The 13,341-nt window shown below is 52.4% G+C and carries 19 protein-coding genes; 9 read left to right on the top strand and 10 right to left on the bottom strand.

What is annotated here, in order from left to right; translation table 11 throughout:
- The first annotated feature begins 91 nt into the window (after positions 1-91).
- The 4 genes from BUB27_RS18375 (at position 92) to BUB27_RS18360 (ending at position 2,704) form a co-directional block, all read left to right on the top strand.
- On the top strand, positions 92-295 hold the full coding sequence (locus BUB27_RS18375; protein ID WP_143185355.1) for a hypothetical protein: 204 nt from the start codon (positions 92-94) through the stop codon (positions 293-295).
- A gap of 319 nt (positions 296-614) precedes the next feature.
- On the top strand, positions 615-1,115 hold the full coding sequence (locus BUB27_RS18370; RefSeq protein WP_143185354.1) for a hypothetical protein: 501 nt from the start codon (positions 615-617) through the stop codon (positions 1,113-1,115).
- A 447-nt stretch (positions 1,116-1,562) separates the two neighbouring features.
- The gene (locus BUB27_RS18365) at positions 1,563-2,105 is read left to right on the top strand and encodes a hypothetical protein (RefSeq protein WP_143185353.1); all 543 of its coding nucleotides are present in this window, start codon (positions 1,563-1,565) and stop codon (positions 2,103-2,105) included.
- Entirely contained in the window at positions 2,102-2,704 is a 603-nt protein-coding gene (locus tag BUB27_RS18360; RefSeq protein ID WP_143185352.1) for a hypothetical protein, read from the top strand. Before BUB27_RS18365 ends, BUB27_RS18360 begins: the two co-directional genes overlap by 4 nt.
- A 47-nt stretch (positions 2,705-2,751) precedes the next feature.
- Here the strand turns inward: BUB27_RS18360 and BUB27_RS18355 are convergent, their stop codons facing one another.
- From BUB27_RS18355 to BUB27_RS18340, 4 genes are all read right to left on the bottom strand, one after another.
- Positions 2,752-4,053 carry an MFS transporter gene (locus BUB27_RS18355; RefSeq protein WP_143185351.1) on the bottom strand — a complete coding sequence of 434 codons (1,302 nt, stop codon included), beginning with the start codon at positions 4,051-4,053 and terminating at the stop codon, positions 2,752-2,754.
- A 55-nt stretch (positions 4,054-4,108) separates the two neighbouring features.
- Positions 4,109-4,486 (bottom strand): hypothetical protein, encoded by a 378-nt coding sequence (locus tag BUB27_RS18350; RefSeq protein WP_143185350.1) that lies wholly within the window; start codon positions 4,484-4,486, stop codon positions 4,109-4,111.
- A gap of 154 nt (positions 4,487-4,640) precedes the next feature.
- Entirely contained in the window at positions 4,641-5,246 is a 606-nt protein-coding gene (locus BUB27_RS18345) for an SOS response-associated peptidase (protein WP_143185349.1), read from the bottom strand.
- A gap of 57 nt (positions 5,247-5,303) precedes the next feature.
- Positions 5,304-5,693, bottom strand: a complete 390-nt coding sequence (locus BUB27_RS18340) for a hypothetical protein (protein ID WP_143185348.1) — start codon at positions 5,691-5,693, stop codon at positions 5,304-5,306.
- Between the two features lie 322 nt (positions 5,694-6,015).
- On the opposite strand from BUB27_RS18340, the gene BUB27_RS18335 reads away from it, so the two are divergent.
- From BUB27_RS18335 to BUB27_RS18325, 3 genes are read left to right on the top strand one after another with little or no spacing between them, the layout of a single operon-like run.
- A complete protein-coding gene (locus BUB27_RS18335; RefSeq protein ID WP_143185347.1) occupies positions 6,016-6,360 on the top strand; it encodes a DUF5713 family protein in 345 nt (114 codons plus the stop codon).
- A 56-nt stretch (positions 6,361-6,416) separates the two neighbouring features.
- A complete protein-coding gene (locus BUB27_RS18330) occupies positions 6,417-6,785 on the top strand; it encodes a hypothetical protein (RefSeq protein WP_159435077.1) in 369 nt (122 codons plus the stop codon).
- Positions 6,785-7,024 carry a hypothetical protein gene (locus tag BUB27_RS18325; protein WP_159435076.1) on the top strand — a complete coding sequence of 80 codons (240 nt, stop codon included), beginning with the start codon at positions 6,785-6,787 and terminating at the stop codon, positions 7,022-7,024. Before BUB27_RS18330 ends, BUB27_RS18325 begins: the two co-directional genes overlap by 1 nt.
- Here the strand turns inward: BUB27_RS18325 and BUB27_RS18320 are convergent.
- The 5 genes from BUB27_RS18320 to BUB27_RS18300 all read right to left on the bottom strand — a co-directional run bounded on the left by BUB27_RS18320 (position 7,021) and on the right by BUB27_RS18300 (position 9,762).
- Positions 7,021-7,386, bottom strand: a complete 366-nt coding sequence (locus BUB27_RS18320; protein WP_143185344.1) for a SpoIIAA family protein — start codon at positions 7,384-7,386, stop codon at positions 7,021-7,023. The two genes, BUB27_RS18325 and BUB27_RS18320, sit on opposite strands and share 4 nt — an antisense overlap.
- A gap of 69 nt (positions 7,387-7,455) precedes the next feature.
- Positions 7,456-7,731 (bottom strand): hypothetical protein, encoded by a 276-nt coding sequence (locus tag BUB27_RS18315; RefSeq protein ID WP_143185343.1) that lies wholly within the window; start codon positions 7,729-7,731, stop codon positions 7,456-7,458.
- Between the two features lie 34 nt (positions 7,732-7,765).
- The gene (locus BUB27_RS18310) at positions 7,766-8,122 is read right to left on the bottom strand and encodes a hypothetical protein (RefSeq protein WP_143185342.1); all 357 of its coding nucleotides are present in this window, start codon (positions 8,120-8,122) and stop codon (positions 7,766-7,768) included.
- A 227-nt stretch (positions 8,123-8,349) separates the two neighbouring features.
- Complete coding sequence (locus BUB27_RS18305) at positions 8,350-8,718, bottom strand: hypothetical protein (RefSeq protein WP_159435075.1); 369 nt, start codon at positions 8,716-8,718, stop codon at positions 8,350-8,352.
- Positions 8,719-8,838: 120 nt separating this feature from the next.
- Positions 8,839-9,762, bottom strand: coding sequence for a thioredoxin family protein (locus tag BUB27_RS18300; protein WP_143185340.1), 924 nt, complete (start codon positions 9,760-9,762; stop codon positions 8,839-8,841).
- A 306-nt stretch (positions 9,763-10,068) separates the two neighbouring features.
- Between BUB27_RS18300 and BUB27_RS18295 the strand changes: the two genes are divergently transcribed.
- Positions 10,069-10,476, top strand: coding sequence for a hypothetical protein (locus BUB27_RS18295; RefSeq protein ID WP_143185339.1), 408 nt, complete (start codon positions 10,069-10,071; stop codon positions 10,474-10,476).
- Positions 10,477-10,585: 109 nt separating this feature from the next.
- Here BUB27_RS18295 and BUB27_RS18290 read toward each other — a convergent pair whose 3' ends face one another.
- Complete coding sequence (locus BUB27_RS18290) at positions 10,586-12,391, bottom strand: DUF4339 domain-containing protein (RefSeq protein WP_143185338.1); 1,806 nt, start codon at positions 12,389-12,391, stop codon at positions 10,586-10,588.
- Between the two features lie 187 nt (positions 12,392-12,578).
- Here BUB27_RS18290 and BUB27_RS18285 point away from each other — a divergent pair, with 187 nt between their 5' ends.
- Positions 12,579-13,271, top strand: coding sequence for a PEP-CTERM sorting domain-containing protein (locus tag BUB27_RS18285; protein WP_143185337.1), 693 nt, complete (start codon positions 12,579-12,581; stop codon positions 13,269-13,271).
- The last annotated feature ends 70 nt before the right edge of the window (positions 13,272-13,341 follow it).

Here is a 13,341-nt window from a genome sequence, read left to right as displayed (position 1 = left end):
ACCTCCCCCCTATCTCATGTAGTCTACGGATTGCCTGGTTTCTTGCCCTCCGTCTAACACCCAGGCGAATGTAACCATTAGACATATTAACATGAAGAAAGCGATATACACCGCCACCGGTCTGCTACTCATCACACTCTGCTCGTGCACCAGCAGTACTTCTGTACCAGAGCCTGTGCCACCAGTAGCAACAGCTCCTGCGGCAGATGCCAGCATGACTGAGCTCAGGCCAGAGGCCCCCGCCTCGATGGATATCTCCAAGCCTCGTCCTCAGGTTATCGATCGCAACCATTAAGAAGTCGGCGACATTGTTAGCCTCTTATACCCTTTCATACCCCATAAAAAAACCGGAGAGCCCAGGCTCTCCGGTTTTCTTTTCAATACGTGTGTGCTTTAGCCAGTGTTGTCCTGTAAAAGAACTCAATCAGTACCTCTACTATCCGCCTACACGTCAGTAGATTTGGGGCCTCTATAGCTTAGAGTAACTCGTGATCAGTCCCGAACGTGTCAGTTTACTTTTCTAAACAACCCTCAGCAAAAACCCCACAGAAACCTGTATTTCAATTACTTACTTGGAAACCACCCTGATTCTTGCTATAAGGAAGGTTGGCTTTATGAAATCCCCCTACCATGCCCTGTTACTCGTCTTGCTGCCGAGCTTGCTCTCCTGTAGTTCGGAAAAGAAACACTGCGTCAAACACCTGATACCAGATGAATTTTTAAACCGCTGGGAATGCATCGTCTATGGAGTAGAGGGTGCTAACCCTCTGGACAAAGACCAACACATCATGACGGCAGACATTCCCCATGACGGCATTCTTCTGACTTCTACCGAACTCCCAGCCGACGGCTGTGATGATGCCTTTTTCTTTGAATTAGCTGACGGCGGGCTCAGCGAAGTTCCCGATGAATTCCTTCATGACGACCTCTCGCACACGGGCAGCATATCCAGTGGCGCCTACGGAATTGACTGTGATTTCCACGCTACCTGGATCGGCAAGGAACGGGAGAAGGCCAGCCTGGAGAAACTCAAAGAGCGAGTGGTGAAGAAGATTATCAAGCACTACTCTCACAAGAACTCCTCCACCCGTTCTTCAGCTCGCCACTCACAGTGAAGCTGTGCCCTCTGAAACAATAAGGCCCGGGTCCCATGACGGACCCGGACCCACCTTTGCTCTCTATTGTGTATACGGAAGAATATCTGTCACACAGTGCCGTTACTCTTCCACCCGCTCTCCCTAAGGTCAATCCCCATCGGCACCATTTCTGTCATACAGTTTATTAGTAAATAACTAATCATTAGCCAGAAACAACACATAGAAAAATCTCACTCATGATTCTCAGTGAGACATGGATTGACGTGAGCTTCATCCACTGCCCTAATCTAAGGTGTGTAGGTGATCGTTAATCAGGGAAGCATACCCAGTGTGACTGTTAGCAGGATCCCTAAAAATACCGCGCAAACCGTCTCAGCACATTCCCGTTGATTGATACCGAAGCGATAAGCCCAAACAGCTGTGGCAACAGCCAAGATTTTCATAAACAGACTAATACCGGCCAATATGATTACCCTTATTCAAGCACTGCTCCGACTACTCGGCGTGTACTTCATCCTGCGATCTATCAACTCAGTAATCACCTTTATCTCAATTCTAGGACTGAATTACGACCCAAGCGAATCAGGATCGAAGTTCATAGCGATATCGGTCACCACGACAGCGATCGCAATCTTACTCCAACTTATCGTAGCTGTTGGATTAATCCTCATAGCCCCCAAGCTCGCACGAATGATCGTAGGCAGAGACAAGGAAATCCCTAGCAGTCCATCGCTAGACCTCGCAGTTGTTGTAAGCAGCGCCATGCTGATAGCCGCATGGTCGATTATACGCATGGTCGACTATATCTATCAGATCCTTCTAGCAATCAAACACAATGAGGAACCCTCCCCGCTCACCGAAGAAGACACCTACCACATCATCGTCAATATCGCCCTCTTCTTAACAGCCGTCTTTCTGATCAAAAAATCCCCAGTCATCCTGAAAAAGCTCAAAGCCATGGACAGCCCCAAGAATCCAGCTTCATCAGAAACCCCATCATCACTATGAAAACCCTGATTCCCACCATCGCCACGGGCCTACTTAGCTTACTAACATTCACCAGCTGTTCGTCAGTCAACTCGGCTCATCCACTCACGAAATCATCCAATACAGGAGATCTGGAATCCTTTGATGGAGCGTGGACCCATGGCGGCATGGTATTCACGGTCGAAATTCCCAAGAAAGCGCCGGCGACACTCGCAGCCGCCACACTTGCCTATGAGAATGACAAATTCGAGATTATTGAATTAAAAGCGATCACTGCAAAGGGACAGCACGGGCAATACATCTCCGTACTCCAGCCCAAGGAGAAAGGCGACAATGAGACTCCTGACCGCTACATGATCTCCGAATACAGTTTTGAACGCGAAGACACCCTTCTCCTGTGGCCCATGGAAATGGAGGCTTTTGCGAAAGCCGTAGAAGGCGGACAGCTCAAAGGCAAGGTACACGAAAACAAAGAAAACAAGTTCATGCCGAAAGCCGTCACCCTTAGTGCATCCGGAAAAGAGATCCTGGAATACCTGAACAAGCACGGTGCCCAGAATCACTTCGACTACAAAAGCCCGACCATCCTCAAGCGCATACCCCATAGCCAAGGAGACTAGAAACCTCACTTCCCGACATAGACGTCGGCATAATGGGTCGGCAAAACTTAATCATCCTGCACCTCGTGCAGGAAGAAGGCGCCGGCCATGGAGGCGAAGCACATGAGGCTGAAGACGAGAATCACGGTGAGCTCTCCATAGGTATTGGCCAAGAGACCGAAGCCTCCACCCATCAATAGCAGCACGCCGATCACGGTGTTTGAGAGAGCGGTATAAGCCGCGCGTTTTTCCACGTCAGCCATGTCTACCAGATGCGTGGACCGCCCTAAGCGCACGCCCTGGTAGGCGACCATAAGCGTGTAAAGCAAGACTGGAAGCAGCCAAGCCGTCCCGAGCACCTCGTAGAAGGCACAGAGGGAGGTAGCGATGAGTGCCACACCGCCTAACAAACCAGCCAGAAGCAACACCTTCCTACTGGAATGGTCCGCCAGCCTGCCCCATACGTAGCTGCTGCTCAGTCCGGCGAATGAGGATGCCAGTACCAACCAGCCAAGGCCTGCAAAGCCGTTGCCACTCGCCCCAGCTCCCAAAGCGACCATGAAGGGCGGAGCCAATGCCGTAGCAGTTAGCAGCCCACGAGTCAGGATAAACAACACAAGCTGACGATCTGTGAACAGGTAGCTGGTGTGCTTCAGGGCGATTTTGAAAGGGTTCCCACCACCCGCAGTGGAACCGCGGGCTTCTGTCAGTGTCCAGAAAAGGCCTCCAGCCAAGCTCCAAAATAGCGCTGCAAGCATGAGCCCCACCGTCACGAGAGTGAGACGGTCCACCCATCCGCTGGCAATGAGCAGGGCGTAGCAGATCACCAGCCCTGCGGCCAAAGAACTCGCCGCTCCAGTGGCTGTGCCTCGTTTACTCTTGTCCACCGTCTTACCCAGCACATCCTTGTAGCAAACCGAGCAGACACTCCTAGCCACCGCTAGCAAAGCGAGCAACGCGATGATCACTGCTCCCAGAGCCTCGCCCTCCATCCACAAGACAGCGAGCCCCATAGCAGCCGCACACGCCCCCTGTATGAAACTGCCGATCGCCCAAGCATATTTTCTCAGTGGTAGGGAATCCAGATAACCCGCAGTGAATAGTTGTGGCAGGAGCGCCCCTGCCTCGCGTACTGGCACCAGCATCCCGATATAGGCAGCAGGTGCCCCCAGTACCGTCATCAGCCAGCTGAGAACCAGCTTGGGATCAATCAGACCATCCGCCGTTTTGGTCAAGATCAGTGAGAGGACATGCTTGCAAAAGTTCTCCGGCTGCCTCCTGCAGGCTTCTTCCGGGAGGTCCTTACACACCCTTCCGTCTGCCTCTGATGTCAGGATTCGAAAGACTCTGTCTGCTACTTGTCTGAACACGGGCTACATCCATAGCAGAGCATGGAGACTTGATACAGCCGTGATACCAGGAAATCTACCTTCCTCGTTTCCATTGTAGAGTCTGACCGACCCCCGGAGCCTTGAGCTTCAGTTCATCGCCGTCTAACTCATAACTCATCACCGTATCTTCTCCGAAACGCTCATCGATGATGAGTTTCTTATCCACCCTGTCCTGGATAAAGCGCCTGATATCCGGATCCCCCTGGTTGTGTAGCGTAAGGATGATGAAATTCTCCCGGAACTCAAGACTCTGGAAGCGGGTCGCGGTGTAACCAACAGGACGCCACTTCCCTTGAAGACTGGCTTCCGGGGTGGATTTATTGGCCTGTTTTACCTCTTTACTCACATAGGTGGTGGAGACATAGGCCCCCGCCATCGCCATTCCTATCAAGAGTATGCCTTTAATTGTCATCGTGTGCTAACAGCTGTCTATAGGAGATTTTTCTATCACAGTCAATGTAACACACTCGTTCTAACGTGAATAGAGAGCATATCCTTTATGAATACTTGATTATCATTGCATAAAAACTACCCGTCCAAATGGGTCAGCAGCCTCCTAGCTAGCCCTAAAATAACTCCCCCTGCTGGTGAGTGGGCGGATTCTTCAGCAGAGGATTCAGGGCGTCCTCTACCCGCAGACAACCCGCACTGGGGTTAAACGCCCGCAGGTCGCCGGCCAGATAGGCCGGGATCTCCTCGCCCACCAGAACTGCTGGCATGCGCTTATGGATCGGCTCCATCAGGGAATTGGCTGCCGTGGTCAGCATGGTGTAGCAGCGGCCATATTCCCGGCTTTCCTCCCACATCCCCGCCATCCAGAGCCACTCACCGGCGGGATGCTCGAAGCGGTGGGTACGCTTGCTCCCCTTGGGGCCCGACCATTCAAAGAAATGCGCCACCGGGATCAGGCAGCGCCGCTCGGCAAAGGAGTCCCGCCACATGGGGGAATCCAGCTTCTCACTGCGGGCATTGTTCACTGGCCCCAGCCCCTGGCGCATATAGCCCCAGTGCATTTCTTCCACCGTGCCATCCGCCAGCATCACTGGGGCTCTGTCCGTACGCCGGATGAGGCGGCGCTCATCCATCGCCTGCAGCACCTCCATCACGCCCTCTAGCAGATCAAAGTCCTGCTGAGCCGGCTGCTTTTTGGCTAGATCATAGACGCTGCACATCGTCCGGAAAGCATAGCATACACTCCCCGGACCGTAGCAAGACCGAAGCGCAGGCTGCTAGGAAGGCTTCTTGGCACCCACGAGACCTACTTTGTAACCATGCTTCTTGAGGTGGTTACTGGCGCGGGAGTTGACTGCCAGAAGAATCAGGATGTTCAGGTAAGGAACAAACATGAGGAGCACGTAAAACACGGTCATCAACGTACCCGCCTTGGTTCCCACACCGACTCGAATGATCCCGACCAAGGCCATCACCAGACCCACAAGAGCCAGCAGGCCCAGCAGAGGACTGACCGCGTACATCAAGACTACCGAGCAGATGTTTACCAGAATCGCCAGATTGATGAGCGACAAGCCGCTAGCGGCTTTATCCAGCAAGAGTTGATCAGCTTCTAAAATGACACCCGAATCCGGCGAACTGTTTGGTGTAGCATAAGGAGTTTCCATATCTAACATTATTCTATATTTGGTTTAATCAATACCATCGCCGGACTACAACACACAGTCCCGCTCCTTGGGGAGGAGGCTTGTAGACTACACTAACAGATACTAGCGTAAAGATTTTAACACTGCATTATCGCTACTGATCCAAATTAAGTCACAAACCTCCAAGCTCGCATCCCCAGCAAAGGTTGCCAATAGGGTGAACGGCATCCGCTCGATCTCCCCTCCAAGACAAAACACTCTACCCCTTGTTCCAAAGGCTCATCTAGTGTATACTGATGGGTACCCAAAAAGACGGGAAACCCCGACAGAAAGGAGCAGCGCCATGAGCACGATCACCAACGGCAAACTCGAAGACTACGCCTTCCTCAGTAACCTGTATATCGATGAGTCCTACCCGAAGCCACTCGTCTGCCGTGCCAAAGCCATTCTAGATCGACTCTGCCTGCAACTGGAAACCAACCCGCCAGCCGATCTCCAGGAATTCTACAAGCGCACGCATGCCGCCACCCTGGAATTCAATGATCTGGAGGAGGACTTTGAAGAACAAGGCTGTGAGATAGACTCCACCGCCCGTGAAAACATCCTCTCGGATCTCCTCACCATCGCGAAAGCCTACGGCTATCCCAATGCCGATCCCGAGGAACTCATTTCTCCGAGGGAGTGGTGAATGATGGATCGCCCATTTTAGCCTCGCTGGATCGGAGTCCTCTGCTCTATGACTTTATGAAGTCAATTTGTACCATGAAGGAGGAGTATGAGCAGCAACGTCAGGAATGGATTCACCAGGCTGAAATCATCTTAGGTTCTGGCCAGGGACACATTGCAGTCATCAACTACCTGCGCAGTCAGGGCATGAGTCACGATAACGCCAAGGCAATCTCCTACGACATCTTTGACTGCGCCAGGAGAAAACTGATGCGTTCACAGTTCCCTCTCATTTTTTCAGCCTACGTCATGATGTTTGTCGGCATCTTTGTTCCCATTGCCTTATTCCTTGTCAGATCGCCGTTAGCGTTCGTTTCAGCGCCCCCCTTTATCGCAGGCATTGTCCTCCATTATAAAGTGATCCGACCCTCCCGCTTGCCTCAATAATGGCCAGCTTGAATTACATTCTCATTCTGCTCTACAGCATCGGCGTCTTTCTTCTGTTAGCCTTCAGCGGAGGAAATGTGAATGTATTCACGTATTTCGGTTTGCTCATCCTGCTGGCAGGGATCGTGACCTTCTGGAAGAAGTCTCGGAAGCTTGAGGATCCAGCGTTGATCATCCTGATTGCGCAGCTTGCAGGAATCGCGACCTACCTCATGCAGCTATGTGGACCTCTGGCTTAGCCCGCAAGCCAGGCCTCCGCGGCGGCGCGCTGGTCACGGTCAAAGCCTTTGATCTCGATACCAGGGATGAGAGCGACCTCGATTTCGCTGACCTTCTTCAGCCAGGTCTTGTCTGCCAGCACCGCGCAGCGCTTGAACTGACGCATCCACTTCAGTAGGGGGAACAGGCGGGAAAGCTCCAGTCCGATCGCCCCGACCGAAGGCAGGTGGTACTCCACGATATCAAACAGCATCTGGCCGTCCTCTATCCCCTGGGACTTCTCCACCATCTCATCCAGAGCCTTGCGCATTCCCTCAGTATCCAGCTTCCCGCTCATCTGAATGTCCAGACACTTCTCATTTACACGTTCAATGATCAACATACACACTCCTTGTTGGTTTACTCATTAGGATAGCTCAGCCCTCATGCCATAGCAAACAGTCAAAGCCCATCATTCCCGATGCACGCTCTCCACTACCCCGCACTCATTCATGTAAATAAAAAGCCTTACCTCACTGTCTCCCCATATGCAAAAGCCCTTGAGAGACTGCATATCAACATCGGGCTCACCGAGCAGCGCTTCTACCTCACTACGCTCCATCCCTTCATTCACTCGCCACCAGTCGAGCGGGAACACGTACCGCCATCCAAACAGCGCAGTTACCACGAGCGCCACCGCAGCGAACAGCAATATCACGGCCAGCTTGAATTTTATGATGAGATTCATCACCTAAATCTACGCTTCCGGATCGGTCTCTTTTTCAATACAACCAGAGCACATTCACCTCACACTTTATTTCACGTGTAGAGAGATAATGAAGAACCGCCTCCACTCTGTAGGTATTAGTTCCCTCATCACTCACATAGCATCTATCTCCCAGGCTGAGCATAAGTGTTTTCCTGACTGAGACCAACCTCCAGGTATCTCGCTTAAAATCCTCTACGCCATCGGTACCATAGGGCTTATCCGGCATCTTGCCATGCACCCATTCCATGATTTCATCTCGATCTCCAATCACACTAAAGCTTGCCCCTTGGACCTTGTGAGTATCCTCGCAATGCAAGAGTACCCCATCCGGACCATGCCCGAGGACTGCCCGCGCGCGCCACTCGGCCATGGTATCCTTTTTATCAGAACAGGCACTGAACAAGACTACTCCCAGCAGTAAATAAAACCACCTCATAGAGATAGAAACGTACCAGCCGGTCCTCAGCTTAGGCACTTCTCTCTATTTCATGAAACCCGCGTCCGTTAATTGCTTCTTCAAGGCCAGCAATTCCTTCTCCGGCATGCGCAGAGTAAAGGTAACGGCATCCTCTTTCTGGACTGTCATCACCTCTCTTCTCAGGCCATATCCACCATTTCGGCAGCCACATAAAATCCATACTCCTCTCCCAGATTTCCCACCGCATCCATGACCATCTTGAACATCTTGCCCTGCTCCTCCCGTTCCATCTCATTGGGATTCTTCAATTCGATGACTTCCTGCTTGAGCGCCTTCTTCTCCACCAGCTCTCCTAACAACTCATCAATCCGCTTCACAAAAGGCTCAACCTGACTGGGATCAATATTCATTCCAGGCCTTAAATGCTGTATCTTATACCTGCCATTCTGGCATTCCACCGAGACGCGATAAAAGGTCTGCAAGTGCTCCTTGGGGATCTCCGCCACCAAGGGCAGAGCGGATAACATCATGGCTAGGACTATTCGCATACCTGCATGCTAATCACCCTTATTTGAAGCCACAATGACTGATTATATAGACGTCTCTTGAACACAAAAAAGCCGCACAGGCTTGCTGTGCGGCTGGCTCAAGAATTTACGGTGATCCGCTTACTGGCTGAGAATCTTTTCCTTGTTCTTCTCTACCATGCCATGAAACCGCTTCAGCTTTGTGGCCGTCTCGCTGTCTGGAGAGAGGCTAACAGCTTCGTCCAACAGCTTGAGGCATTCGTCCACTTTCTTATCCTGAAGCAAGTAGGATGCTTTTACGCCCATGATGTGCTGCTTGCCTTCTACCGGCCAGTCTTCCTTCAAGCTCTTGTCCAGGAAGGTAATCACCTCATCTTTCTTCATACCTCTCAGCTTGGCGTTGAGCTCTTCCTGGCGGGCAGCTTCCTCCTGCTTTTTGATAAAGCCTGTGGAGTCCTCAGGATCCGCGGCTTTGATCTTTTCGATGATGTCTTCATAAGTGGAGCCAATGACCTTATCGCTCAAACCAAGGGATTGAAGCGCTGCGAGGTAAAGCTTGGCCTGCTCAGGTCCTGTAGCTTCTGCCGCCTTGGCAAAGGCTTCGTCTCTGGCAGTACGCTTCGCACGAAGTTCGTCCAAGTGTGTCACGTACTTTTCGGGGCCACCGGGCTTGTAACCCGTCTTAGCATAGGGTTTACCCTCAGCATCACAGAGAAGAATCGTCGGGAAGCCAGTGATACCATACTGCTGCTGTAGCTTGGCGTTCTGCTCTTGGGTTTCCTCACTGAGCTTGGACTTGTCACGCGGGTAATCCAGTTCCACGAGTACAAAGCTGTCTTTCACGCCTTCGTTGAAGGCATCATGCTTGAAGACCTCATTGCTCAGTCTGATGCACCATCCGCACCAGTCAGATCCTGTAAAGTCGATGAGCAGGTCTTTCTTCTGCTCTGCTGCCTGCTTCTTGGAAGCTGCAAAATCATCGCTCCAGCCTTCGCCTCCTGCGAGGGCACCGCCAATGGTCAGGGTAGCCGCCAGAGCGGTTGTCAGTAATTGTTTAAATTTCATTTTGGTTTATTGTCAGTGTTATCAGGGACTTGTATCCCCGGATTGGAAGTTTTCTCTTAAGCGGCTCCCTCTGACTAATTTATCTGATTTTTTGCTCAAAGGCTCCAAATCCCCTCCCAGCCATGCAAAAGCCAGCATTCCATTGTTCTGCCATGACTCTGGCCGACGCTCCACAGCAAGATCCGAGTCGCTTAATGACAATTAGGTCATCTTTTTTACATATTCCCTTGAAAGATGTAAACCCCTGACTATGTATTACTTGCAACACGACAAACCCCGCCCCGAAATACCGACTCCAGATCCTGAATGAACAAGTCCCTTATACTCCTCCCCATACTCGCCCTGCTGCCATTCACGACGAATGCCGCCAGCTCCAGCCATCTCCTGCGAGGTCAGGAAATGACTCCAGCTGCCTACAAGCAGAGCGTCTATGTCTATAAGACGGATCTGGGAAAAACATTTCTTGTCAAAGAATATGAGCCACTCACCAGCAGCGGCTCCAGATACATCAAGATTGTTCTGCCTGACGGCAGCGAGCGCATCCTGCAGGACGTGACCGAAGCCCAAGAGCGCAAGTTCCAGGACAAGGAGAACACCATCGCCTGGCTTCCGCTTGGAGACCAAGGCACCTTGATCGACTTGGCCAAGGAAAGGCACATCGGCAACGGCATCATGTTCGAAGCCAAGCTTATCAAACGCCCGGTGAACATCTGATCCCTTTTTACCACACACACTAAGCGCAAAAACACCACACATCATAGCGAAACGATAAAGCCCGGCTGAGGTAGGCCGGGCTTTATTGTTTCTAGAATTCTGGAGTTGGCTATTCCGCCGGGAGAATATCCTCGTATTCCTCCCAGTACTCCTGCTCGTAGGTATCCTCGTAAGCGCCGTCCCCCATCAGGCCATCCAGCAGGTCTGGCAACCAGAAGGCCGCCGCCACGATCACCGCAATCGCTGCGAGATAGAGGATCCCAGTCAAGATCCAGTAGATGATACTCAGAGTCTTCCCAGTACCATCCATGGTGGTATGATCGGCGTAGCCCTCGGGACAGCAATACGCCCGCCAGAAGATCCAGGCATTTAGGAAAGGCACATTCACGCCGAACAGCCAGTACCAGCTCATGCCCAGGTTCTTGACCCGGGAATAGGCTACCAAAATAAAGACGATGTAGGCGATCCGGCTGACAATCATATCGTAGCCCGTATCCATCAAGGGTCCAGTGGTCAGGTAGTTCTGGAACCAGTAAATGCAGGGCAGCACCATCAGCATCCAGATGGCAAAATCCTTACGCCCCATGCCGCTGTACTTGAGACGGTGGTGAGAAGCCAGGACCTGCCCCAGCTCCACCCCTTTGGCACTCGGTGTCTCATAAGGATTTGCCGGGCGGGAAATCTCTGGAGTTGCGGCAGTCTCCGCTACAGGACTCGCATTGCCCACTGCAGGCGAGAGTGGCTTCACGGGACCAGATGACGCTGGCTTTTCCAGCCTCAACTCCGGTACATCTACCAGGGACTTCCATTCTGGCATGTTCGGGTTCCAGACCAAGATACTGCGGTAGTTCACCCCGGGCTTCCAAACCCGCTCTTGCAGATCCACCTTGGTCATCGGACCGTGGTTCTGACCGTGCTGGGAAAAATACCATTCCTTGGGCAGGCTGTCTGGGACTGACTCCATCGCATCCGTCTGGGCCTCTGAGTCTCTAAGCTCAGACTCCGCCGCCTCCTGCTGAGTCTCAGCAGCGGGTTCAGCCACGGCTGTAGCCGTGCCGATCGCAGATGCTGGAGCAGAAGCCTTGGCTGAGGCTGCGACGACTGCTGCGCCGTAGGATTTTTCGAAACCGGCTGGCTGGCCTGCCAGCATATCCTCAGAAATGATCAAACGCTTCTCGCCATCATCCCACTGTTTGAGGTCGGCCTTCTTGAGCTTCCAGTCCTTGGCTTGCCAGATCTCCGCCTTGCGCGCCCAGAGGGATTTCTCGCGCTCATAAAATTCACCGACATTGCTGACAGGAAGTACTCTCACGCCAGGATGCTTGGCCAAGTACTCCTTCAGTCTCACCCGGTGCCAGCCGATTAGATGCTCGAGGCTCGCGCCCTCAGCCACCAGCTGGACATTCTGCCACTCCATCCCCTCAATCAGCAACACCTTGGCATCAGTGGTCACCAGACATTCCCCATTATCAAAGGCAGTCTGAACATGAGTGGATCTTTTTCTGCGACCGCCACTCAGCGATTCACCCATGACTCCCATCGTCCCCAGACTCCGGCTATCGTAGACAAATGCCGTCACCTCCCCCTGCGGACTGGCCATGACCCGAACCAAAGTCTCCCGAATCCCTGCGCCTGCCGGAGCCGCCATATTGGTAAAATCCGTGACATGCCACATCCCCAGAGCCTCGGCCTCTTCCAGCCTGCGGGCGTAGTATTTACGATCGAGCTTCGGGTAATCCAGCAGACGTGCCTCCTGAAAGTCAAAGTCTTGGCTAAACAATTTGCGCCGGGTCCCAGCTCCTACACGCTTGGCAGCAAACTTCAGAATCACGCTCGCCGCCAGAACGGCAAGAACGATCTTCACATCAACCAGAGAACTAAAATTCGCTATAAAAACGACATCATGAATCAGCATCTTCTAACAATTTGGGGTAAGTAGGCTTGATCAACTATCAACCGCTTCCCGCTACGTCAAGCCCCCTTCCCGAGCCCATTCTGACACTTCATGATAAAAAAATGACGATTTTAGTCAGTTTTTCAGGATCCCCGGTATTGTTACAAACCCGCTCTCTAATTCGGGTTTTTTAACCAAGTATACTTGAATGAAAAACACACTCATACTCACCAGCATGACTGCTGCTTTGATGAGCCTCAGCTCTCAGGCAGCCGTAATCATCAACCCGACCACCATCACATACACAGGTACTGCCGCTGAACAAACAGGCATCAATCTGGATGATGAAAACAACCTGATCAACGGCAACGGCCTCTCCGGAACGCCTACCATCGGTGACTACACCACCATCACTCACATCGCAGCCAACTTTGATGCACCCGGCGTGGTCTGGGCGACCACAGACACAGGTCCTGCCGGCGGCGATTTCTTCGCTGACAATGGTGGAACGACCGTCAGCTTCGAAGTCATTTTCGACCAGGCCTATGACATCACGGACCTCGTCACCTGGGGCTACCACTTCGGAGCCAATAATGCCAATGACATCAGCGAAGTCGTCCTCGACTACGGTGTGGGCAATTTTGACAACTCCACCGGCGCGATTAGCGTAGCCCTTGCGGACTCACCAGGTGCGGCAATCACCAGCGCAATCGGTTCCACGATCCAGGCTGACCGTATCCGCATCAACGTCACCGACAACCACTTCGGTAACGGTCCTGCAGGTGGTGACCGTGTGGGTCTGGCTGAACTTCGCTTCGTCGGCACCGCGGTTCCAGAACCATCCACAACAGGACTCATCGGTCTGGCTGGTCTGGCATTTATCCTGCGCCGCAGACGATAATCTCACTCCACTCATAAACAGACAATAATGCTAGCCCCGTTCAGCTCCCGCTGGGCGGGGCTTTTTCTTG

It is taken from the genome of Rubritalea squalenifaciens DSM 18772 (assembly GCF_900141815.1).
Lineage (GTDB): Bacteria > Verrucomicrobiota > Verrucomicrobiia > Verrucomicrobiales > Akkermansiaceae > Rubritalea > Rubritalea squalenifaciens.
The sequence above is the reverse complement of the archived record's forward strand: the minus strand, read 5'-3'. Positions and strand labels throughout refer to the sequence as shown.

What these genes read in the sequence shown, in the direction of transcription:
- BUB27_RS18375 (WP_143185355.1), top strand. Translation starts at nt 92, where the DNA reads ATGAAGAAAGCGATATACACCGCCACCGGTCTGCTACTCATCACACTC.
- BUB27_RS18370 (WP_143185354.1), top strand. Translation starts at nt 615, where the DNA reads ATGAAATCCCCCTACCATGCCCTGTTACTCGTCTTGCTGCCGAGCTTG.
- BUB27_RS18365 (WP_143185353.1), top strand. Translation starts at nt 1,563, where the DNA reads ATGATTACCCTTATTCAAGCACTGCTCCGACTACTCGGCGTGTACTTC.
- BUB27_RS18360 (WP_143185352.1), top strand. Translation starts at nt 2,102, where the DNA reads ATGAAAACCCTGATTCCCACCATCGCCACGGGCCTACTTAGCTTACTA.
- BUB27_RS18350 (WP_143185350.1), bottom strand. Translation starts at nt 4,486, where the DNA reads ATGACAATTAAAGGCATACTCTTGATAGGAATGGCGATGGCGGGGGCC.
- BUB27_RS18345 (WP_143185349.1), bottom strand. Translation starts at nt 5,246, where the DNA reads ATGTGCAGCGTCTATGATCTAGCCAAAAAGCAGCCGGCTCAGCAGGAC.
- BUB27_RS18340 (WP_143185348.1), bottom strand. Translation starts at nt 5,693, where the DNA reads ATGGAAACTCCTTATGCTACACCAAACAGTTCGCCGGATTCGGGTGTC.
- BUB27_RS18335 (WP_143185347.1), top strand. Translation starts at nt 6,016, where the DNA reads ATGAGCACGATCACCAACGGCAAACTCGAAGACTACGCCTTCCTCAGT.
- BUB27_RS18330 (WP_159435077.1), top strand. Translation starts at nt 6,417, where the DNA reads ATGAAGTCAATTTGTACCATGAAGGAGGAGTATGAGCAGCAACGTCAG.
- BUB27_RS18325 (WP_159435076.1), top strand. Translation starts at nt 6,785, where the DNA reads ATGGCCAGCTTGAATTACATTCTCATTCTGCTCTACAGCATCGGCGTC.
- BUB27_RS18320 (WP_143185344.1), bottom strand. Translation starts at nt 7,386, where the DNA reads ATGTTGATCATTGAACGTGTAAATGAGAAGTGTCTGGACATTCAGATG.
- BUB27_RS18315 (WP_143185343.1), bottom strand. Translation starts at nt 7,731, where the DNA reads ATGAATCTCATCATAAAATTCAAGCTGGCCGTGATATTGCTGTTCGCT.
- BUB27_RS18310 (WP_143185342.1), bottom strand. Translation starts at nt 8,122, where the DNA reads ATGGCCGAGTGGCGCGCGCGGGCAGTCCTCGGGCATGGTCCGGATGGG.
- BUB27_RS18305 (WP_159435075.1), bottom strand. Translation starts at nt 8,718, where the DNA reads ATGCGAATAGTCCTAGCCATGATGTTATCCGCTCTGCCCTTGGTGGCG.
- BUB27_RS18300 (WP_143185340.1), bottom strand. Translation starts at nt 9,762, where the DNA reads ATGAAATTTAAACAATTACTGACAACCGCTCTGGCGGCTACCCTGACC.
- BUB27_RS18295 (WP_143185339.1), top strand. Translation starts at nt 10,069, where the DNA reads ATGAACAAGTCCCTTATACTCCTCCCCATACTCGCCCTGCTGCCATTC.
- BUB27_RS18290 (WP_143185338.1), bottom strand. Translation starts at nt 12,391, where the DNA reads ATGCTGATTCATGATGTCGTTTTTATAGCGAATTTTAGTTCTCTGGTT.
- BUB27_RS18285 (WP_143185337.1), top strand. Translation starts at nt 12,579, where the DNA reads ATGAAAAACACACTCATACTCACCAGCATGACTGCTGCTTTGATGAGC.